The sequence below is a fragment of the Novosphingobium sp. genome (assembly GCF_032093395.1).
Classification (GTDB): domain Bacteria; phylum Pseudomonadota; class Alphaproteobacteria; order Sphingomonadales; family Sphingomonadaceae; genus Novosphingobium.
In genome coordinates this window covers 1,703-21,363 of sequence record NZ_DAMDBA010000085.1, presented here as the reverse complement: position 1 = coordinate 21,363, position 19,661 = coordinate 1,703, and the positions used below count along the sequence as shown (strand labels likewise).

The following is a 19,661-nucleotide window of genomic DNA, read 5'->3' as shown; positions in this document are numbered from 1 at the left end:
AGCAGTCGTCGAGCAGAAGCAGCTCCACTTCCAGCGTCAGGCAGGCCGGAGGTCCGGCCCGGTGATGTGCCTCGGCTACGGTGGCATCCGCAACCAGTTGGCCGGGAATCGTGAACTCGTGTTCCGGCAAGGCTTCGATCAAGCGTTCTCCGTCCGAAATGGCCGCGTCGTCGGTGAAGGCGAGGGCAATGGTGTGCCGTGATCCCGCGAACGTGGCGCTGCTCCAGGCGCGTTCGGCGTGGCGCAGGAATTCGACCCGCGGACCGGCGAGCTTCAGGATTTCGGCGAGCAGAAGCAGCCAGGGCCCGCGTGAGAAGGCGCGCTCCGTGGCCTCGCCCATGGCCTTGCGAGCCGACTGCAGCATGGAGCGGTCATGGGCAAAATTAACGTGCATGTGGGCTCTCCAGATAAGACGTCATGAAAAGGCGAACGCGAGCTGACGTTCCGGCGCGGGGCTGGCGCCCATTGCGCAGGTCGCCGACGAATCGGGGATCGTGCGCGGCAAGACGGCCGAATTTCGTCCAGGACATGCGGGTAAGGCGCAGGAAGCGCTCTATCTGGCGTAAAAGCATGGGCCGGGCTCCGATACGGGAATCGCGTTTTCTGTTCCCAATATGTTCCAATCCATGAGGGCTTGTCTAGGAAATTTCCTACGCGTAGGATTACATTATGGAAAACGCCGAAACCCGCCGTCGCTTGTTGGAACTGGCCGAGGAGCAAGGTGTCAGTCTTTCCTCCCTGTCGCGACTTATCGGTAAAAATACATCTTATCTTCAGCAGTTTATAAGGAAGGGTAGCCCTCGAAAGCTGGAAGAGGGCGATCGCGGTACGCTTGCCCGCTTCTTCGGCGTCGACGAATCGGAATTCGGCAAATCGAAGGAAAAATCCTACGCTTCCGAGAAAAATTCCTACGCTGCAGATTGGGTCGATGTTCCCCGTCTGGCCATCGGCGCTTCAGCAGGGCCGGGTGCGTTGCCCGATGGCGAGGAAGTCTTCGGGGCGATCCGCTTCTCGCCGCGCTGGCTGCGGTCGATGGGGCTGCGGCCGGAGATGCTTTCCGCGATCGTCGTCAGCGGCGATTCGATGGAGCCCGTCCTGCGTGACGGTGACGAGATTCTGGTGGATCGGGATTGGCGGCCCCTGCGCGATGGAATCCACGTCGTCCGGCTCGACGATACCGTGCTGGTAAAACGGCTGGAGGCGGGAAGGGCGGGGCGTATCGCTCTGCTGAGCGACAATCCGGCCTATCGCCCCATCGAATGCGGGCTGGAGGAGATCGAGGTGATCGGCCGCGTGGTCTGGAAAGGTGGCCGGATCTGAAGCCGGAGTCTGTCTGAGGCCAGAGTCTGTCTGAGGCCGGAGTCTGAAGCCGGGGCAGAGGTTGCATTCGGCTGGGCTTGCGGCCATTTCCGCAGTCATGACCCATGACCCTGAGCCGCAGCCGATGCGCGTCGGCATAATTCCCGTCACGCCCCTTCAGCAGAATTGCTCGCTGATATGGTGCACCAAGACCATGCGCGGCGCGTTCGTCGATCCGGGGGGCGATCTTCCCAAGCTGCGCCAGGCTCTGGAGAAGACCGGCGTAACGCTGGAGAAAATCCTCGTTACGCATGGGCATCTGGATCACTGCGGCATGGCCGGCGTCTTCGCGAAGGAGATGGGGGTTCCCATCGAAGGGCCTCAGGAAGAAGATCGCTTCTGGATAGCGCAGCTCAACGACGATGGCCCGCGCTGGAACATGGAAGCGCATACCTTCGAGCCCGATCGCTGGCTTGAGGATGGCGACAAGGTAACAGTGGGGGAACTGGAACTCGATGTCGTTCACTGTCCGGGGCACACCCCGGGTCATGTCGTGTTCCATCACGCGCCCAGCAAGTTTGCGATGGTGGGCGACGTTCTGTTTCAGGGCGGGATCGGCCGCTGGGACTTCCCGCGTGGCAACCTGGAGGATCTCGTCGATTCGATCACCCGCAAGCTCTGGCCTCTGGGGGACGAAGTGACGTTCGTTCCGGGGCATGGGCCGATCAGCACGTTCGGAAACGAGCGGCAGACGAATCCTTATGTAGGTGACGCTGCGCTGGAGCGTGGGCTGCCGGCCTGAGCACCTGCTTCGATCGGATAAAATGGAAGGGCGGTGCGGTGCGCCGCCCTTTTCGATTCTCAGAAGCGTCCCAGCGCGATCAGGACTGCGATCGTGGACAGGCCCAGGAGAGTCAGGATGGTGATGAGAACGCCCACCATGCGCAGCGGGTTGGGCCGGTCTATGTCCATGCCAAGTGCGTGCGACACGCGACCCAGCATGAACAGCGATCCGACCACCGCCAGCCATGTGCCGCCCTTGCCGGTCATTTCTATGGCTGCGGCAAGGATCAACATGAAAGGTGTGCTCTCCACGAAGTTCAGCTGCGCGCGCATGCGGCGGGCGAGCGGGTCGTGGCCGCCATCGCCGAACAGCACCTTCTCGCGCACGCGCAGCTGACCGATCCGTGCTATATGCCAGAATGTGATAATGCCGGCCGCCGCGGCAAGGCACAGTGTCGTCTGAAGAATCATGGGCAGATTTCCCCCTAAGTGGATTTTCACGGTGATGCTGCGGGGACTGACGGGTTGCAACTCACGAGAAATCGGTTATAGGCGCGCCTTCGCAAAGCCGCCGGTCCGCGAATACGGTTTCCGGCGGCCTTTTTGACAATAATCCAGTTTCAGGAACAGGTGCCGAAATGGCTGTCCCTAAAAGAAAGACCACCCCCTCCCGCCGTGGCATGCGTCGTAGCCACGACGCGCTGAAGGTCGAGGCTTTCCACGAATGCCCGAACTGCGGCGAGCTGAAGCGTCCGCACAACCTCTGCAACGCTTGCGGCCACTACAATGGTCGTGAGATCGTCGCGGTCGAAGTTTAAGACCAAGACGATTTTCGGAGGTTGCCCATGAGTCTGCCGCGTATCGCTGTCGATGCGATGGGCGGCGACGAGGGCGTGCGCGTCATGATTGAAGGCGCTGCTCTCGCGCGCCGTCGACATGACCGCTTCAAGTTCCTGTTGGTCGGTGATGAGCCGCGGATCAAGGCCGCGCTCGAAAACCATCCGAATCTCAGGGCAAGTTCCGAGATCCTTCATACCGAAGGCGTCATCAGTGGCGAGGATAAGCCCAGCCAGGCCTTGCGCCGGGCCAAGGGTACCTCGATGGGGCGCGCTATCGAGGCGGTGAAGGCGGGTGACGCCGGAGCCGCTGTCAGTGCCGGCAATACCGGTGCCTTGATGGCGATTTCCAAGCTTGCGCTGCGTACGATGCCCGGCATCGATCGCCCGGCGCTGGCCGCTCTGCTGCCGACCCTTGAAGATCATGACCTGGTCATGCTCGACCTTGGCGCCAATGCCGAGTGCGATGCGCGCAATCTCGTGCAGTTCGCGGTCATGGGCGCTGCCTATGCCCGTGTCGCCACGGGGCGCGAGCAACCGCGCGTGCGTCTGCTCAACATCGGCACCGAAGAAACCAAGGGCACCGGCGATCTGCGCGAAGCGGCGGCCATGCTCAAGGCTTCGGCTGCCGATCTTTCGATATCCTTTGACGGATTCACGGAAGCCGACAAGCTCGGGCGCGGAGACATGGATGTCGTCGTTACCGACGGTTTTTCCGGTAATGTCGCGCTCAAGGCGGTCGAAGGCACGGCGCGCTTCGTGGCCGATCTGCTGCGACGCGGTTTTACCAGCTCACTGCGGTCCAAGATCGGTTTCCTGATTTCGAAGCCCGCGACCGAGCTGCTCAAGCATCATCTCGATCCCAACAACCATAACGGCGCGGTTTTCCTGGGCCTCAACGGTATCGTGGTGAAGAGCCATGGCGGTGCTAACGCCGCCGGTGTCGCCAATGCCGTGGCGGTGACCGCACGCCTCCTGGAGGAAAACGTGACCGAGCGGATTTCCGCCGACCTTGCCCGACTGGGCGGGGCGTCATTGGGCAAGCCCCGAGTCCAGGAAGAGAGCGCCTGATGCTTCGTTCGGTCATCGTGGGCACCGGCTCTGCCCTGCCGCGCCGCGCGGTCAGCAACGCCGAGCTTGCCGAGCGCGTCGATACCAGCGACGAGTGGATCGTCGAACGTACCGGCATCTCCAACCGTCACATCGCGGCACCTGACGAGACGACGTCCAGTCTCGCCACCGATGCTGCGCGCAGGGCGTTGGAAGCAGCGGGATTCGAGCCTTCGTCGATCGAGTTGATCGTTCTGGCCACGGCCACGCCGGATCAGACTTTCCCGGCTACGGCCACGATCGTCCAGAAGAATCTCGGCTGCCGCGGTGGCATCGCATTCGACGTCGCTGCTGTCTGCTCGGGCTTCCTCTATGCCGTCGGGGTGGCCGATTCGATGCTGCGGTCGGGCATGGCCAAGCGCGCGCTCGTGATCGGTTCGGAAACCTTCAGCCGCATTCTGGACTGGGAAGATCGCACCACTTGCGTTCTTTTCGGCGATGGCGCGGGAGCGGTCGTGCTCGAGGCGCAGGAACAGGACGGCGACGCCGCGCGAGGCATCCTTGCAACGCGGCTTCATGCCGACGGCGCCCATAACGAACTGCTCTATGTCGATGGCGGACCTTCCACCACCGGCACCGTGGGCAAGCTGCGCATGAAGGGCCGCGAAGTCTTCCGGCATGCCGTTGTGAACCTGGCGGAAGTTCTCAGGGAAGTCCTTGAGGAAACTGGGAATTCGCCTGAGGATATCGATTGGCTCGTGCCGCATCAGGCCAATGCCCGCATTCTCGATGCCACTGCGCGAAAGCTTAACCTGCCGGTTGAAAAGGTTGTCATGACCGTGGGCCAGCACGCCAACACTTCGGCGGCGTCGGTGCCTCTGGCTCTCGACCAGGCCGTTCGCGACGGTCGGATTCGGCAGGGCGATCTCGTCGTTCTGGAAGCCATGGGCGGCGGTTTTACCTGGGGCGCAAGCGTCGTTCGGATGTGATTGTTGATCCCGTTCGGGACATGAGTTGAATTGATGCGGGGAAGCATTGCTTTTCCCGCATTTTTTCATAATATTGTCCGGGGGGTTGTCGCAGGGAGGGGATGCGGGACTTATGCGCTCCACGGACACATTGACCAGGGCAGAAATCGCTGAAGCCATCCACAGGAAGCTCGGGCTATCAAGGTCCGAGTCGCTTGCGATGGTGGAAGCGATATTGCAGCATATGTCTGAAGCCCTCTCAGAGGGCGAGAATGTCAAGATTTCCGGATTCGGCACTTTCCTGCTTCGCGACAAGGGCGAGCGGATCGGGCGAAATCCGAAAACCGGCGTCGAAGTGCCGATCACACCGCGCCGCGTCATGACGTTCCGGGCCAGTCAGATGCTTAAGGACCGCATTACCGACTGATCCGGATTCGGCATCGGCTCGGTAATACGGAGAGTTCTGAAATGACTGCCAGCGAAGCAAACCGTTCGGGAGAGCCTCTCCTTGAGGAAGAGGCTTCCGTACGAGGGCTGTCTTCGGGACGGGAACTTGCCGGGCCGGGCATCTTCAACGATGGGAAAGCGCCTGACGCGCTGCGTACGATCGGCGAAGTGACGAAGGCGCTGGGTATCCGCCAGCATGTACTGCGTTACTGGGAAGAGCAGTTTCCCGCGCTCCAGCCGATCAAGCGGAGCGGCAATCGACGTTACTACCGTCCCGAGGACGTATTCCTGATCGGGCAGATCGATCGCCTGGTCAATCGTGAGGGCTATACCTTGCGGGGTGCGCGCATGGCTCTTGAAGGCGCAGATCCGCGGGACGTGGCCGGAGCGAACCAGCAAGGGGACGCTGCGCCTGCGACGGGCGACGCGGACATCTTTACGCAGGAACTCGTCCGCATTCGCGATAGACTGGCGCAGGCGCTCGCCGCAGCCTGACTCCGTCCGGTGGCAGATTGCCTCAAATACCGCATTCTCCAAGCCTTTGGCTGGAAACTGCTCTAATCGAGAGCGTTGGGGCCGAGTTCGGGATCGAGGTCGCGAGGGCGGGTCAGGTGAACGAGGCGGCCTGACGCTTCGCTGATTTCGTCCCAGGATTCGATGTCCAGTTCCAGGACCGCATAAGCAGCGGTTGGAAATTTCTCTTCTACCATATCGCGCATGGGGCTGTTGCCGTCATCTGGCACGAGATCGAAGATCAGGTCTTCCAGGCCGGGATTGTGGCCTATCAGCATGATCGACTGCGGATCTCCTGATTGTTCTCGCAGGAGATCGAGCAGCGTTGCCGAACTGGCAAGATAGATCCGTCGATCCCAAGTGACCGGCGGAATTTCACCGGCCGCTTCTCCCGCCAGCTCGATGGTCTGCGTGACCCGAACCGCCGGGGAGGCAAGGACGCGCTTCCAACCCACCGCATGGTCGCGGATGTGCAGGCCCATCAGCGCGGCGCCTTTGCGCCCGCGCTTGTTGAGCGGGCGATCGAAGTCCCGCAACCGGGCATCGTGCCAGTCTGACTTTGCGTGTCTGAAGATTCCAAGGGTTTTCATCGAGGCTTTCGATCTACTGGGAGTCGGGTCGAAGGGGCGGGTGCTCTGTCGGGTGCTCCGTAGCGTTTCCGGCCGGACTCCGGACCTCGTCGGGCCTTGCGGTTCCCTCTGAACCATCCCAGGCGACGCGATGCAAGGCTTCCTCCAGCGAAACGCGCAGAACCGGGGTGCCCGGTGGGAAGGCGCTGAGCAGGCGCGAAGGGAAGGCGGAGGAAAGCACCACGAAGTGCCCACGATCGCCGCGGCTGCGGATAAGGCGGCCGAAAGCCTGGGCGAGCTTGGCGCGGATCAGGCCGTCGTCGTAAGAGGAGCCGCCCCCGGCGAGGCGCCGCGCGCGATGCAGGATCGTGGGGCGCGGCCAGGGAACCTGCTCCATGATCACGAGCCGCAGCGACTCGCCTGGAACGTCCACTCCATCCCGCAGGGCGTCGGTGCCGAGCAGCGATGCGGCCGGATCGTCGCGGAAAATGTCCACGAGAGTGCCGGTGTCGATCGGGTCGACATGCTGGGCGTAAAGCGGCAGGCCGGCGCGGGCGAGGCGATCCGCGATGCGGCCGTAGACCGCGCGAAGGCGCCGGATCGCGGTGAACAGGCCCAGAACGCCGCCACCCGCCGCCTCGATCAGCCGTGCGTAAGCCCCGGCAAGCGCGGGAATATCGCCGCGCGGGATATCGTTCACGATGAGGACTTCGGCTTGGGCGGCGTAGTCGAAGGGGCTGAGGTGTTCGGAAAGCCGTGGCGTCACATCGATATGGGCCGCGCCTGAACGGGCGATCGCCTTGTTCCAGTTTTCACCGTCCCGCAGCGTGGCGGAAGTCATGACCACGCCATGGGCCGGTTCCAGCACGACGCTGGCGAAGGGCTTCATGGGATCGAGCCAGTGGCGGTGGATGCCGACGTCGTATTCCCGCGCCTCGGACCGATCGAGCGCCAGCCAGTCGACGAATTCCGGATCGGCAGGGCCGCTCAGGCGGCCCAGCATCGCCTCCCAGGCCAGCAGCAGATCCACGCGCCAGCCCAGCGATTGGCGCGCGCCTTCGATCCGGGCACGCCCCTGGCCATCGAGCCAGTCGGGCGCATCTTCCAGCAGGGCTTCTAGGCGCAGGCCCAGGCGAACGAGGGGCTGGCGAAGCTCGCCAAGCGCTTCGCGCGCGGCTTCGGCTATTTCCGCGAAAGAGCCTTCAAGGCCGGCCGCTTCCGTTTCAAGGCCATAGCCGGCTTCCTGGCCGCCGCTTTCGTCACGGGCGTAGACGGTGGCGCGGACGGCCGCCAGCAGTTCCTCGATCGGGCCTGACGCTTCGCCATCGGCTAGCCGCTGCATCCAGCCGTCGCCTGGCAGCGCCTCGGCGGCTGCCCGCGCAGCCTCGATCGCCTTGGCGCCGGCTTCGTCGTAACTGGCGACGTCCGCCAGGCGCGCGGAAAGGCCGCGGCGTCGGCCCCGCGAGGCCTTTTCCGGGCCGATCACCCATCGGCGCAGTTCGATGGCTTCGGTACCGGTGAGGGCGGCGGCGAAAGTGGAGTCGGCCGCATCGAAGACATGGTGGCCTTCGTCGAACACGATGCGCGTGGGGCGGGCGGCGTGATCGCGGCCGCGCGCGGCGTTGATCATGACCAGCGCGTGGTTGCCGATCACGAGGTCCGCGCCCGCGCTGGCGCGCGCGGCGCGCTCTATGAAGCACTTCCGGTAATGCGGGCAGCCGGCGTAGACGCATTCCCCGCGTCGATCGGTCAGGGCGGTGATGCCGCGCTGGCGGAAGAGGGTGCCGAGCCAGCCGGGTAGATCTCCGCCGATCATGTCGCCGTCCTGGGTATAGGCCGCCCAACGCGCGACGAGCTGTGCCAGGATCGCTGCTCGCCCGGCGAAACCGCCTTGCAGCGCATCTTCCAGATTGAGCAGGCAAAGGTAGTTCTCACGTCCCTTGCGCACCACCACGGGCTGCGTGCCGTCCGCCCGGCGGTCGGGCCAGGCGCGGCGGCTTTCCTTGCGCAACTGACGTTGCAGCGCCTTCGTATATGTGGAAACCCAAGTGGTGCCGCCGGACTGACTGCTCCAGAGCGAAGCGGGCGCCAGATAGCCCAGGGTCTTGCCGATTCCGGTTCCGGCCTGCGCCAACAGCACATGCGGCCGTCCCGACGATTGACGCGGGGCAAAGGCTGCGGCGGCCTCAGCGGCGTAAGCCTGCTGGGTAGGGCGCTGTTCCGCATCGCTGCCGGTAAGCTGGGCGAGCCTTTGCAAAACGTCGTCGCGGTCCAGCGCGACCTGCCTGGGCTGCGGCGATTCGGCGCTTTCCTCCCATTCCGGCAGGCGGGTGAACAGCCATCTTTCGGCGCGATCCGGCCGGGCGATGCGCGGGTTCAGCAGCGTGGCCCAGGGCCAGCGCATGCGGGTCAGCGATTGCAGCGAGGTCCAGGCGCCTTCGCGCTCTGCCCAGTCGGGACTTTCGCAAATGTCGAGGAGCGCTCCTGCGGCTTCCTGCAACAGCCGCGCCACGTCCGCATCGTCCTTGGGTTCTTCCAGACCAAGCGCGCCCGCGAGCCCCTTGGGCGTCGGCACGACGAAGCGCGCGGGGTGCATGAAGGCGAAGAGTTCCAGCAAGTCGAGCCCGGAGAGATCGGGGTAACCCAGCCGGGTCGCGACGAGCGGCGCATTGAGCAGCAGCAGCGGCGTATCCGCCGCCGACATCACCGCTTCGCCTTTCGACACCGGACGAGTCGTCCCCATCCGGTCGCGAAGCCAGGCACCGCCGTGGCTGGCGTGAAGGGCGGGGAGGGGCAGGGCGGCCATGGCGTTCGTCTTAGGCAAGGCGGTTGGAAAAAGGAAACCTTGGAAGCGCTCGGCGGTCGAAAACGCATTCGCGGCCGTAGGAAAATACATCAAGATACATTTTAGTCTCTTGCGAAGATCGATTTAAGATATATCTTGAGCTCATCATGAACACGAAGAAAGTAGATATGAGAGACCCATTCAATTTCCATGAGCACGGCGCGCATCGCCGTCGTCGCAGCGAATGCGGACATCATCCCGAGGAGCGGTCCATGCGCGGGCGCGGCGGCTTCGGTATGGCACGGGGCCGATCGGACGGGGGTGCCTTCGAAGATTTCGGGGGCGGTTTCCCCGGTGGCAGGGGCCGAGGTCGTGGCGGTCGCGGCGAAGGCTTCGGCGGTGGTCGGTTCGGGGGCGGCAGGCCTGGTGGCGGTCGGCGCAAGCGGTTGTTCGAGCAGTCGGAACTTCAGGTTCTCCTGCTCGCCCTGATCGTCCAGGCGCCGCGCCACGGCTACGATCTGATTCGCGAGATCGAAACCCTGTCCGGCGGGGAATACGCGCCGAGTCCAGGCGTCGTGTACCCTGCGCTGACCTATATGGAGGAAGCCGGTCTGATCGCTCCCGCCGTGGAGGAAGGTGCGCGCAAATCCTATCAGGCGACCGAGCAGGGCCGCGTCCAGGCCGAGGCCGACACTGAAAAAGCCGCCGCGCTGAAGGAACGTCTTTCCGCTTTGGCCGAAGCGCGCGAGAAAGTGGACCCCGCTCCCGTTCGGCGGGCGATGCATGCATTGAAGACCGCGATGTTCGATCGCCTTTCGAAAGAGGGCACCGATCGCGATATCATCCTGCAGATCGCCGACGCCCTCGACGAAGCGACCCGTAAGATCGAAAGGATCGAAGGATGAACGTGATTGCCACGCGTGTGGTTACCGAAAACGGCGGCAAGTACGTGCGCCAGCTCTGCAAGCACTGGAGTCACAAGCTGCAGACCGAGGTGGACGGCGATCTGGGAACGGTGACGTTCCCCAACGCCGTCGCCACCATGGCGGCCGACGGGCAAGGTATCGACATTGCCATTTCGGGCCAGGATCGCGACGATGTGGAGCGACTGACCGATGTGGTTGCGCGCCACATAGATCGCTTCGCATTCCGCGAGGCGCCGCTGGCCTACGATTGGCAGTGGCGGGAGGGGTGACCGGGTAAAAGGGTAAGAAACTCGTCGTCCCGGACTTGATCCGGGACCGCTGGCCGTGAACGGCCCACCTCTCGGAAGGGCGCACCGTCGCAAGCTATCGCCTCAAGGATTGCCAGCGGTCCCGGATCAGGTCCGGGAGGACGGACTCATCGGACGCTTGCCGGGCGTGACGTCTTGCCTTCTGCGCGCTTTTGGCCAAAGAGCGCTGCATGACTGAACAAGCCCTGATCGAAGCCGCACGTGTGTCCAAGGCCTGGCCCTTCCAGGAGGCCCAGAAGCTCCTCAAGCGCTATCCGCAGGGCAAACCGAACGGCGCGCCGGTCTTGTTCGAGACCGGCTATGGCCCGTCGGGCCTGCCGCATATCGGAACGTTCCAGGAAGTGCTGCGCACTACGCTGGTGCGCCGCGCCTACGAAGCACTGACAGGCGGCGCCCCCACGCGGCTCGTGGCCTTTTCCGACGACATGGACGGGCTGCGCAAGGTGCCCGAGAATATCCCGAACGCAGAAGTGCTCGGCGCCAATCTCGGCAAGCCGCTCAGCCGCATTCCCGATCCGTTCGGGACGCATGAAAGCTTCGCGCATCACAACAATGCGATGCTGCGCGACTTCCTGGACCGTTTCGGCTTCGATTACGAGTTCGTCTCGGCGAGCGACCGCTACAACTCGGGCGCCTTCGATGCCGCGCTGACCCGTGTTCTGGAATGCAACCAGGGCATTCTCGACATCATGCTGCCAACCCTTCGCGAGGAACGCCGCAAGACCTATTCGCCGGTTCTGCCGGTTTCGCCCACCAGCGGTGTGGTGTTGCAGGTTCCCGTCAAAGTGATCGATGCCGCCACCGGCATGATCCGCTTCACCGACGAGGACGGCTCGGTCGTCGAGCAGTCGGTGTTCGGCGGCAAGGCCAAGCTTCAGTGGAAGGTAGACTGGGCGATGCGCTGGTATGCGCTGGGCGTCGACTACGAGATGTGCGGCAAGGATCTTACCGACTCGGTGATCCAGTCGGGCAAGATCGTGCAGGTGCTGGGTGGCCGCAAGCCGGAAGGTCTGATCTACGAACTGTTCCTGGATGAGAACGGCGAGAAGATCTCCAAGTCCAAGGGCAACGGCCTTACCATCGAGCAGTGGCTGACTTATGGCACGGAGGAATCCCTGGGGTTCTACCTGTTCCGCGAGCCCAAGAGCGCCAAGCAGCTTCACGCCGGGGTCATTCCCAAGGCCGTGGACGAATACTGGCAGTTCCGCGGAAACCTGGCCGACCAGGCGCTCGACAAGCAGCTTGGCAACCCGGTGTGGCATCTGCTGCGCGCGAATGGCGAAAGCGGCAGTGCGGGCAAGGGCGCGGGAGATACCGTGCCGGTGACGTTCTCGCTGCTGCTCAATCTGGTGGGCGTGCTTGGCGCCGATGCCACGGCGGAGCAGGTCTGGTCCTATCTTGGCAACTATGTCGCCGATGCCACGCCCGAAGCGCATCCGGAACTGGGCGAAATGGTGCGCGCGGCGCTGGCTACCAACCGCGATTTCATCGCCCCGACTCTCCAGCGCCGTGCTCCCCATGCCAATGAGGCGGAAGCGCTGAAGGTGCTGGACGTGGAACTGGAGAAGGCCGGACCCGAGGCTACGGCCGAGACCCTTCAGAACATCGTCTACGAGATCGGCAAGAACGAGACTTTCGGCTTCGAAACGCTGCGCGACTGGTTCAAGGCGCTTTATGAGACGCTTCTCGGCTCTTCGCAGGGGCCGCGCATGGGCAGCTTCATCGCGCTCTACGGCGTTCCGGAAACGCGCAAGCTGATCGCCGAGGCTCTCTCGGCCCCCATCTGACGGAAAACAGCTGACGGACCACGCCATGCAACGGACTCCCCGAACGCCCGAGGAACTCGCCGAAGAGCTGCTCGGGCGTCGGTTCGGCGATCTCGATGCGGAGGACCAGGATGTCCTCAGGCGCATCGCCAGCGGAGCCGTGGGTGGGCCCAATGCCGACGAACTCGCCGCGCTTCATGCCACCCGCGCCGATCGGCTGGCCGATGGCGTGGCGGCGGTAGGAGGAAGCTGGGGCTTCATCATCGCCTTTGCCGTTGTGCTGTTCTCATGGATGCTGCTGAACAGTTCCATTTTGACGGCGCTGGGGCTGAAGCCTTTCGACGGCTATCCGTACATCTTCCTCAATCTGATGCTGTCGATGCTGGCTGCGATCCAGGCGCCGGTCATCATGATGAGCCAGAACCGGCAGGCCGACAAGGATCGCATCACGGCGCGGCATGACTACGAAGTGAACTTGCGCACCCAGCTGGAAATCATCCGCCTGCACCGCCGCTTCGATCAACTCCTCGTCCATCTCGAAGCGCGCAAGTCGGAACACGACAAGGCCGGATAGCCGGCCGGTGGAGCGTCAGCGCCAGGGGCGGGCGCGAAACCACTTCGTCACCACGTACTTGACGCCGCTGGTCACGGGACGAGCGGCGTGCATCGTCAGGGGATTGGGGCTGCCGTCAGGCCGTGCGTTGTTCCAGATCAGCAACGATCCCCTGGCGGGCGCGACCTGGAGATCGAGATGGACGAAATCGGTCGTTCCACCTTCGTCGACAGCGTTCAGATAGATCATCGCCGTCCAGCTTCGCTGTCCGCCGTTACGGCTTTCGCGCCGCCAGTACGGCGCCTTGGTGTCGAACCAGTCCCAGTGCTCGTGATAATATTCACCCTGGTTGTAGCGCTGGCCCTGCATCGATTCGCAATGGCGGGGATCGATCCCGGTAAGGTCGCAAAGCCGTGAATCGATCGATTTCACGACGCTGTCTTCGGGATCGATGTCGCCTGAGAAGCTCGTCCGATAGTCCTCCCAGCCACCTTCCTCGACAAGGCGGGACGGGCAGGCGACATGATCGATCAGAGCGATGAGGTGGCGGCAATCGACATCGCTGAGGAAGGCGTCGGCCTGGTAGAGTTCCGCGCCTTCGACGTGGAGGCGATCGAACGTGCGATCCGTACCCAGGCGTTCGCGCACGCTAGTGCCGATCCGGGCCAGGGCGTCGCAGTCGGGGTGGGCGGGTTTCGGCATCGTCGGGCGAGACTAGCCCCGCATAGTGGCGGATCAATCGTGGCCGCTTAAGAAACTGTGGCTGAAAAAAGACCGGAACCCCCGGACCGGACGATCCGGGGGTTCAGAGCCATTACCAGAAGAAGTCGTAGATCACGTCCACCACTTCGCCGGAGTAGGTGTCCACCAGCAATACGTCGTCGTAGTAGCGCACCCAGCGGTAGGCGCCGTAGACGGGCGGCAGGCGATACTGCCATGGGTCATTGATCCAGTAGTTGCTGCCGTAGAACATCGAACCCAGCGAGAACCCGATGCTCAGGCGGCGGTAGGAGTAATCGCGGTAGGGCGCATAGTAGCCGCCCATGCGATAGGCCGAGCGGTTGCGATCGCGATAGCGCTGCCAGTCGTAGCGACTGTCACGCCGCCAGTCGTTGCGGTCCCAGCGGCGGTTGTCGTTTCCGCTCCAGCGCCGATCGTCGTCGCGGCGATCGCGGCCCCAGGCGTTACGGTCCGGGCGGTTGTCGTTATTGTTCCAGCGCCGATCGTTGTCGCGTCGGTCCTTGCCCCAGGCGTTGCGGTCCGGGCGATTGGCGTCGTTGTTCCAGCGCCCTTCGTTATCCCGGCCGTCGTTGTCGCGGCGATCCTTGCCCCAGGCATTGCGATCGGGGCGATTGTCGTTGTTGTTCCAGCGACGATCATTGTCGCGTCGATCGTCATTGCGCCGATCGTTGTTCTGGGGCGAACCCCGCAGGTTGTCCGGTGTGGCGCCGTTGTTCCAGCGGACCTGGGAGGTCCAACTCGGATTGCCACGCACGACTCCGCGCTCAGGCCCGCGATCGGGACGCTGCTGCGGCTGGGGGCGGGCGACCTCGGGACGTTGGGGGCGCGCGGCCTGAGGGCGTGGCTGGGGCGCAGGGCGATAGGCTCCGCCGTTTCCGCCACGTCGCTCTCCTCCGCTGCGGTCTTCGCCGCGCGGACGTTCCTGAGCGAACGCTGCGGTGGGAATGGCGAGTCCCACAGCGGAAATGGCCATCGCGCCAAATGCCGCTGCCGAAAGGAGCGTCTTCGCCTTCAGTGTATGTTCCTTTTTCATGTCCGGTCACCAAACCGGATTTGCCGCCCGGCGATGGCGGTTCATCCTAAGGAATACCCTTAGGGGAGAGGCACTGTCGGAATGGTGAACCGCCACGATGCCTGGCGTTCATCTTGGCGAGCCTTAAAATGAACGAGGCCGCCACTCGGTGGAGCGGCGGCCTCATGCCTTTCGTGGCGCTTGCGGATCAGCGCGTCAGCTTCTTGTAGGCCAGGCGGGTCGGACGGTCGGCCGCATCGCCAAGGCGGCGGCGCTTGTCTTCTTCATAAGCCTCGAAGTTGCCCTCGAACCATTCGACGTGGCTGTTGCCTTCGAACGCCAGGATGTGAGTCGCCAGACGGTCGAGGAAGAAGCGGTCGTGGCTGATGACCACGGCGCAGCCTGCGAAGTTTTCGATGGCTTCTTCCAGCGCGCCCAGCGTTTCGACGTCAAGGTCGTTGGTCGGTTCGTCGAGCAGGAGGACGTTGCCACCCTCCTTCAGCATCTTGGCCATGTGGACGCGGTTGCGCTCGCCGCCCGAGAGCTTGCCGACGTTCTTCTGCTGGTCGGCGCCCTTGAAGTTGAACGCACCGACGTAGGCGCGGGTCGACATGTCGTGGCCGTTGACCTTCATGTAGTCGAGCCCGTCGGAGATTTCTTCCCAGACGTTCTTCTTGGGGTCCAGATGGTCGCGGCTCTGGTCCACGAAGCCGAGGTGCACGGTCGAACCGATGTCGATCGAGCCCTCGTCCGGCTGTTCCTTGCCGGTGAGCATCTTGAACAGCGTGGACTTGCCGGCGCCGTTCGGGCCGATCACGCCGACGATGCCGCCCGGCGGCAGGATGAAGGACAGGTCTTCGAACAGCAGCTTGTCGCCGAAGGCCTTCGAGATGCCCTTCACCTCGATGACCTTGCCGCCCAGACGCTCGGGCACCTGGATGACAATCTGCGCCTTGCCGGGCTTGCGGCCGGCCTGGGCTTCCTGAAGCTGTTCGAACTTGCGGATACGCGCCTTCGACTTGGTCTGGCGGGCGGCGGGGGTCTGCCGCATCCATTCCAGCTCGTCCTTGAGCGCCTTCTGGCGGCCGGATTCCTCGCGGTCCTCCTGCTCCATGCGCTTGGCCTTCTTCTCGAGGTAGGTCGAGTAGTTGCCTTCGTAGGGGAAGTACTTCCCGCGATCGAGTTCGAGGATCCAGTCCACCACGTGGTCCAGGAAGTAGCGGTCGTGGGTGATCATCAGCACCGCGCCCGCGTATTCCTTGAGGTGGTTTTCCAGCCATTCGACGGATTCGGCGTCGAGGTGGTTGGTCGGTTCGTCGAGCAGCAGGATCGACGGCTTCTGGATCAGCAGGCGGGTCAGGGCCACGCGGCGCTTTTCACCGCCCGAGAGGCTTTCCACGGGCCAGTCGCCCGGCGGGCAGCGCAGCGCTTCCATCGCGATTTCGAGCTGGTTGTCGAGCGTCCAGCCGTCCACGGCGTCGATCTTGTCCTGCAACTCGCTCATCTCGGCGCCGAGCGCTTCGAAGTCGGCGTCTTCCTCGCCCATCTCCATGCCGATCGCGTTGAAGCGCTCGACCATGTCGGCCGTCTCGCGCGCGCCGTCCTTGACGTTTTCGAGCACGGTCTTGGTCGGATCGAGTTCCGGTTCCTGCTCCAGATAGCCGACGGTGATATTCTCACCTGCCCAGGCCTCACCGGTGAAATCGGTGTCGATGCCGGCCATGATCTTGATCAGCGTGGACTTGCCGACGCCGTTCGGGCCGACGATGCCGATCTTGGCACCCTGGTAGAACTGCAGGTTGATGTCGTTCAGCACCGGCTTCGGGGCGCCGGTGAAGGTCTTGGTCATGCCCTTCATGACGAAGGCGTATTGGGCAGCCATCGGTTTCCTCTGGAAATAGGATCTGGATCGGAAAAGTTGCCGCTCGCTCTACAGGCGCGAGGCCCGGTTGCCAAGGGCAGCGCCCCGGGTGACGCGGCAGGGCGGCGTCTGCGCGTGGCACGGCGGATCTGCATCGGCGGATGGGCGCTTGGCGAACACGTACCGGGTGGCACGAAAATCTAACGGGGAAAAACACTTGATTGCCTCGGCGCGCGCGGGCAGGGCCACTCGCCCTTGAAGTCGATGGAGAAGAAAATGCAGAAAATTCTGCAAGTTGTGACCGTTGTCGTCGTGGCCGGACTGGTGATGTTCGGCGGGCGTTGGTACATGTATGTCGCGCAGAGCGACACGCCCTACGATGAAGTCGGCATCGCGCTGAACGGCTATGCGCCGGGACCGCTGCGTGACTGGGGCTGCAACAAGCTGAAGGAACGCTTCGCCGGTCAGCTGCCGCCATATGGCTGCGCATCGGCGGACGGCCGCAGCTGGAACTGATAGGAACTGCCGGGGGCCGGCCCTGATCGGCCCCCAAGATCTTGGCCCCTGAGATCGTTGCCGAGATGGACCGGTTGGCAGGAGCGACAGAGCGGGTTAGGCATCTGTCATGCAACGCAGATTCTCCCGCGCGGCGCTTCTCGCCGCCTTTCCGCTCCTTGCCGCCGCTCCGCTGTCGGCACAGGCCACGCCGACAGAAGGATCGGGCGTCGCCTGGGATATCGTCGAGGGCCTGACGACAGAGATCGGGGCGCGCCTCGCAGGATCGCCCGAGGAAGGCCGGGCGCGCGTCTGGGCCGAGGCAAAACTCAACGCGCTGGGCTTCGAGAACGTGAAGATCGAACCGTTCAGGACACTCGCCTGGACGCGTGGAGAGGAGCACGCAAAGCTCACCGTGCCCTATCCGCACACGCTCGCGATTGCCGCGCTCGGCCTTTCTGCGCCGACTCCTGCCAGGGGCCTCCAGGCCGACCTTGTCTATTTCCCCACGCTCGATGCCCTGCGCGCCGCGCCGGACGGTTCGCTCAAGGGCAAGATTGCCTTCGTCGACCATGCCATGCGCGCTGCCCAGGACGGTTCGGGCTACGGCCCTTACGGCGACGTGCGTCGTCGCGGGCCTTCCATCGCCTCGCAAAAGGGCGCTGCGGCGATCGTGATCCGCTCGGCCGGCACCGACAGCCATCGCAACCCGCATACGGGCGTTACCGTTTTCGCCAAGGGCGTGGAGGCCATTCCGGCGGGGGCCGTTTCGAACCCGGATGCCGATCTGATCGCGCGCATCGCCAAGCGCGGCAAGCCGATGAAGATCGACCTGACCTTGCTCGGCAAGCCGTTCCCGAATGCGCCTTCCGGCAACGTGGTCGCAGACCTGCCGGGCCGCGATCCCTCGTTGCCGAAGATCGTGCTCGCCTGTCATCTCGATTCCTGGGATCTCGCGACCGGCGCCATCGACGACGCTTCGGGCTGCGGCATCGTCACTGCCGCCGCCCTGGCCGCGCAGAAAGATGGCAAGACCTTGCGCACGATCCGCGTGCTATGGGCCGGGAACGAGGAAATGGGCGTCACCGGTGGTGGGAGCAAGGCCTATGCCGAAATGCACGGAACCGAGCCGCACGCGGTGGCGATGGAAAGCGATTTCGGCGCCGACAAGGTATGGCAGCTGCGCTTGACCCTGGCCGACGGCAACGAGGCGCTGGCGGAGAAGCTGAAAGCGGCGCTCTGGCCGATGGGCATCGTCTACAATGACAAGCCGGCCACGGGCGGCGCCGATGTCTCGGGTATCATAGCCAAGCAGGAACTGGCGGTGATCGACCTCGGGCAGGACGGCATGCACTATTTCGATCTGCACCACACGCCGGACGACACGCTGGACAAAGTCGATCCGGTGGCGCTCCAGCAGAACGTGGATGCCTGGACGGCCGTGCTGAATGTGATCGCCAACGAGCCCGGAGAGATCGCCAGGGTGCCTGGCTCCAAGGGGGAAGGCTGAATGCGACAGCCTTGGGGACCATTCCCCAAGGCTTCGCTTGCTTACCCGTTCTTCCCAATCAGCCGAGCAACTTCCAGCAGTCTTCGCGCCTGCTCCAGATGAAGCAGTTCGGTCATCTTGCCTTCCACACGGATGGCGCCCTTTCCCTGGTTTTCCTGGAGGGCGAAAGCATCGATGACGGCTTTCGCCCAGGCCAGGTCGGCCGCGCTCGGCGAGAAGACGGTGTTACAGGGCTCGATCTGCGCCGGATGGATCAGGCTCTTGCCGTCGAACCCGAACATGAGCCCCTGACGCGCCTCGGCCTCGAACATGGCGAGGTCGCGAAACTCGTTGCACACACCATCAAGGATCGACAGGCCATGGGCGCGGGCTGCTGCCGCCGCCATGGACAGGAAGGGCAGGAACGGCGTGCGGCACGGCGTGAGTTGCGCACGCATCTCCTTGGCAAGATCGTTGGTGCCAATGATCCAGAGTGAAAGTCGCGTCGTCTTGGCCATGGCCGCAATGGCGGGGAGGTTGCAGACGCTCTCGCACGTCTCGATCATCGTCCAGAGCCGCATCCCCGGCGCGGCGCCGGCGAGTGCATCGTGGTAACGGGCAACGTCGGCTGGCCCGTTGACCTTGGGCACCAGCACTGCGTCAGCCTGTGAAGCGGCGATGGCGGCAAGGTCGGCGGCGCCCCATTCGGTGTCGATGCCATTGGCGCGGATAGCGACCTCGCGATCTCCGAAGCCGCCCTCGGCAACCGCGGCCACCGCGGCGGCGCGGGCCTCTTCCTTGTTCTCCGGCGCGACCGCGTCCTCAAGGTCGAGAACGACCATGTCGCAAGGCAGCGTGCGGGCCTTGGCGATGGCCTTGGCGTTCGACGCAGGCAGATAGAGCGCGCTGCGACGGGGGCGGTTGTCTTGCTCGACGGCAGTCATCATCAGGATTTCCTCCAGCTTGCGGGAGGCATCGCGGAGCGGGAAGGGCAGGTCAAGGCCGCCGGGCTCGTCTCTGCGGGAGACCATCACGGCGATGAGCGCTCGCAAAAAAAACGACCTGAAGTTCGCGATAGACCTGTTGTATGGTGCAATCGATTGAAAAATCGTGTAGCAGCCGCGCCGTCGTTCTCGATCGTTCATCATCCTTGACGATCGAGTAGTGCGAGCCGGAACTTTCCGGGCCGTGCTGCGATAGCCCTATACGGGTCGCACGCCGTCTCGTGACCGATTCCTCAAGGATGCGGCGCGAGACGGC

23 protein-coding genes are annotated in these 19,661 nt (G+C 63.8%); 13 read left to right on the top strand and 10 right to left on the bottom strand.

Annotated elements, in window-relative coordinates:
• On the bottom strand, positions 1-364 hold a 364-nt coding region (locus RT424_RS20595), incomplete at its 3' end, for a hypothetical protein (RefSeq protein ID WP_313442058.1).
• 19 nt (positions 365-383) lie between these two features.
• Complete coding sequence (locus RT424_RS20590) at positions 384-572, bottom strand: hypothetical protein (RefSeq protein ID WP_313442056.1); 189 nt, start codon at positions 570-572, stop codon at positions 384-386.
• 97 nt (positions 573-669) lie between these two features.
• On the opposite strand from RT424_RS20590, the gene RT424_RS20585 reads away from it, so the two are divergent.
• A complete protein-coding gene (locus RT424_RS20585) occupies positions 670-1,320 on the top strand; it encodes a LexA family transcriptional regulator (protein WP_313442054.1) in 651 nt (216 codons plus the stop codon).
• A 97-nt stretch (positions 1,321-1,417) separates the two neighbouring features.
• Complete coding sequence (locus tag RT424_RS20580; protein WP_313442052.1) at positions 1,418-2,101, top strand: MBL fold metallo-hydrolase; 684 nt, start codon at positions 1,418-1,420, stop codon at positions 2,099-2,101.
• Between the two features lie 59 nt (positions 2,102-2,160).
• On the opposite strand, the gene RT424_RS20575 is transcribed toward RT424_RS20580, so the two are convergent.
• Complete coding sequence (locus RT424_RS20575) at positions 2,161-2,553, bottom strand: MAPEG family protein (RefSeq protein WP_313442050.1); 393 nt, start codon at positions 2,551-2,553, stop codon at positions 2,161-2,163.
• Between the two features lie 167 nt (positions 2,554-2,720).
• Here RT424_RS20575 and rpmF point away from each other — a divergent pair, with 167 nt between their 5' ends.
• From rpmF to RT424_RS20550, 5 genes are all read left to right on the top strand, one after another.
• Positions 2,721-2,900 carry a 50S ribosomal protein L32 gene (rpmF, locus tag RT424_RS20570; protein ID WP_031342399.1) on the top strand — a complete coding sequence of 60 codons (180 nt, stop codon included), beginning with the start codon at positions 2,721-2,723 and terminating at the stop codon, positions 2,898-2,900.
• 27 nt (positions 2,901-2,927) lie between these two features.
• Positions 2,928-3,989, top strand: coding sequence for a phosphate acyltransferase PlsX (plsX, locus tag RT424_RS20565; protein WP_313442047.1), 1,062 nt, complete (start codon positions 2,928-2,930; stop codon positions 3,987-3,989).
• Positions 3,989-4,957 carry a beta-ketoacyl-ACP synthase III gene (locus tag RT424_RS20560; RefSeq protein WP_313442045.1) on the top strand — a complete coding sequence of 323 codons (969 nt, stop codon included), beginning with the start codon at positions 3,989-3,991 and terminating at the stop codon, positions 4,955-4,957. The genes plsX and RT424_RS20560 overlap by 1 nt, the downstream gene beginning before the upstream one ends.
• Positions 4,958-5,069: 112 nt before the next feature.
• Positions 5,070-5,363: an integration host factor subunit alpha gene (locus tag RT424_RS20555; RefSeq protein WP_132262987.1), complete on the top strand. Its 294-nt coding sequence runs from the start codon at positions 5,070-5,072 to the stop codon at positions 5,361-5,363.
• A 41-nt stretch (positions 5,364-5,404) separates the two neighbouring features.
• Positions 5,405-5,878: a MerR family transcriptional regulator gene (locus RT424_RS20550; RefSeq protein WP_313442041.1), complete on the top strand. Its 474-nt coding sequence runs from the start codon at positions 5,405-5,407 to the stop codon at positions 5,876-5,878.
• Positions 5,879-5,940: 62 nt separating this feature from the next.
• Here RT424_RS20550 and RT424_RS20545 read toward each other — a convergent pair whose 3' ends face one another.
• Both RT424_RS20545 and RT424_RS20540 read right to left on the bottom strand, forming a co-directional pair.
• Entirely contained in the window at positions 5,941-6,486 is a 546-nt protein-coding gene (locus RT424_RS20545; protein ID WP_313442039.1) for a histidine phosphatase family protein, read from the bottom strand.
• A gap of 13 nt (positions 6,487-6,499) precedes the next feature.
• On the bottom strand, positions 6,500-9,271 hold the full coding sequence (locus RT424_RS20540) for an ATP-dependent DNA helicase (RefSeq protein WP_313442037.1): 2,772 nt from the start codon (positions 9,269-9,271) through the stop codon (positions 6,500-6,502).
• Positions 9,272-9,522: 251 nt separating this feature from the next.
• Here RT424_RS20540 and RT424_RS20535 point away from each other — a divergent pair, with 251 nt between their 5' ends.
• The 4 genes from RT424_RS20535 to RT424_RS20520 all read left to right on the top strand — a co-directional run bounded on the left by RT424_RS20535 (position 9,523) and on the right by RT424_RS20520 (position 12,824).
• Positions 9,523-10,155 carry a PadR family transcriptional regulator gene (locus RT424_RS20535; protein WP_313442035.1) on the top strand — a complete coding sequence of 211 codons (633 nt, stop codon included), beginning with the start codon at positions 9,523-9,525 and terminating at the stop codon, positions 10,153-10,155.
• Positions 10,152-10,445, top strand: coding sequence for a DUF2218 domain-containing protein (locus RT424_RS20530; RefSeq protein WP_313442033.1), 294 nt, complete (start codon positions 10,152-10,154; stop codon positions 10,443-10,445). Before RT424_RS20535 ends, RT424_RS20530 begins: the two co-directional genes overlap by 4 nt.
• A gap of 209 nt (positions 10,446-10,654) precedes the next feature.
• A complete protein-coding gene (locus tag RT424_RS20525; protein ID WP_313442031.1) occupies positions 10,655-12,271 on the top strand; it encodes a lysine--tRNA ligase in 1,617 nt (538 codons plus the stop codon).
• A 25-nt stretch (positions 12,272-12,296) separates the two neighbouring features.
• Positions 12,297-12,824: a DUF1003 domain-containing protein gene (locus RT424_RS20520; protein WP_313442029.1), complete on the top strand. Its 528-nt coding sequence runs from the start codon at positions 12,297-12,299 to the stop codon at positions 12,822-12,824.
• A gap of 15 nt (positions 12,825-12,839) precedes the next feature.
• On the opposite strand, the gene RT424_RS20515 is transcribed toward RT424_RS20520, so the two are convergent.
• The 3 genes from RT424_RS20515 to ettA all read right to left on the bottom strand — a co-directional run bounded on the left by RT424_RS20515 (position 12,840) and on the right by ettA (position 16,438).
• Positions 12,840-13,505, bottom strand: coding sequence for a 2OG-Fe(II) oxygenase (locus RT424_RS20515; protein ID WP_313442027.1), 666 nt, complete (start codon positions 13,503-13,505; stop codon positions 12,840-12,842).
• 112 nt (positions 13,506-13,617) lie between these two features.
• Positions 13,618-14,577, bottom strand: coding sequence for an RcnB family protein (locus RT424_RS20510; protein ID WP_313442025.1), 960 nt, complete (start codon positions 14,575-14,577; stop codon positions 13,618-13,620).
• 187 nt (positions 14,578-14,764) lie between these two features.
• The gene (ettA, locus tag RT424_RS20505; protein ID WP_313442023.1) at positions 14,765-16,438 is read right to left on the bottom strand and encodes an energy-dependent translational throttle protein EttA; all 1,674 of its coding nucleotides are present in this window, start codon (positions 16,436-16,438) and stop codon (positions 14,765-14,767) included.
• A 255-nt stretch (positions 16,439-16,693) separates the two neighbouring features.
• On the opposite strand from ettA, the gene RT424_RS20500 reads away from it, so the two are divergent.
• Both RT424_RS20500 and RT424_RS20495 read left to right on the top strand, forming a co-directional pair.
• Positions 16,694-16,933, top strand: coding sequence for a hypothetical protein (locus RT424_RS20500; RefSeq protein ID WP_313442021.1), 240 nt, complete (start codon positions 16,694-16,696; stop codon positions 16,931-16,933).
• Positions 16,934-17,042: 109 nt separating this feature from the next.
• Positions 17,043-18,422, top strand: coding sequence for a M28 family peptidase (locus RT424_RS20495; protein ID WP_313442019.1), 1,380 nt, complete (start codon positions 17,043-17,045; stop codon positions 18,420-18,422).
• Between the two features lie 41 nt (positions 18,423-18,463).
• On the opposite strand, the gene RT424_RS20490 is transcribed toward RT424_RS20495, so the two are convergent.
• On the bottom strand, positions 18,464-19,345 hold the full coding sequence (locus RT424_RS20490) for a CoA ester lyase (protein ID WP_313442060.1): 882 nt from the start codon (positions 19,343-19,345) through the stop codon (positions 18,464-18,466).
• A 52-nt stretch (positions 19,346-19,397) separates the two neighbouring features.
• A partial coding sequence (locus tag RT424_RS20485) for a hypothetical protein (protein ID WP_313442017.1) occupies positions 19,398-19,661 on the bottom strand: 264 nt, incomplete at its 5' end.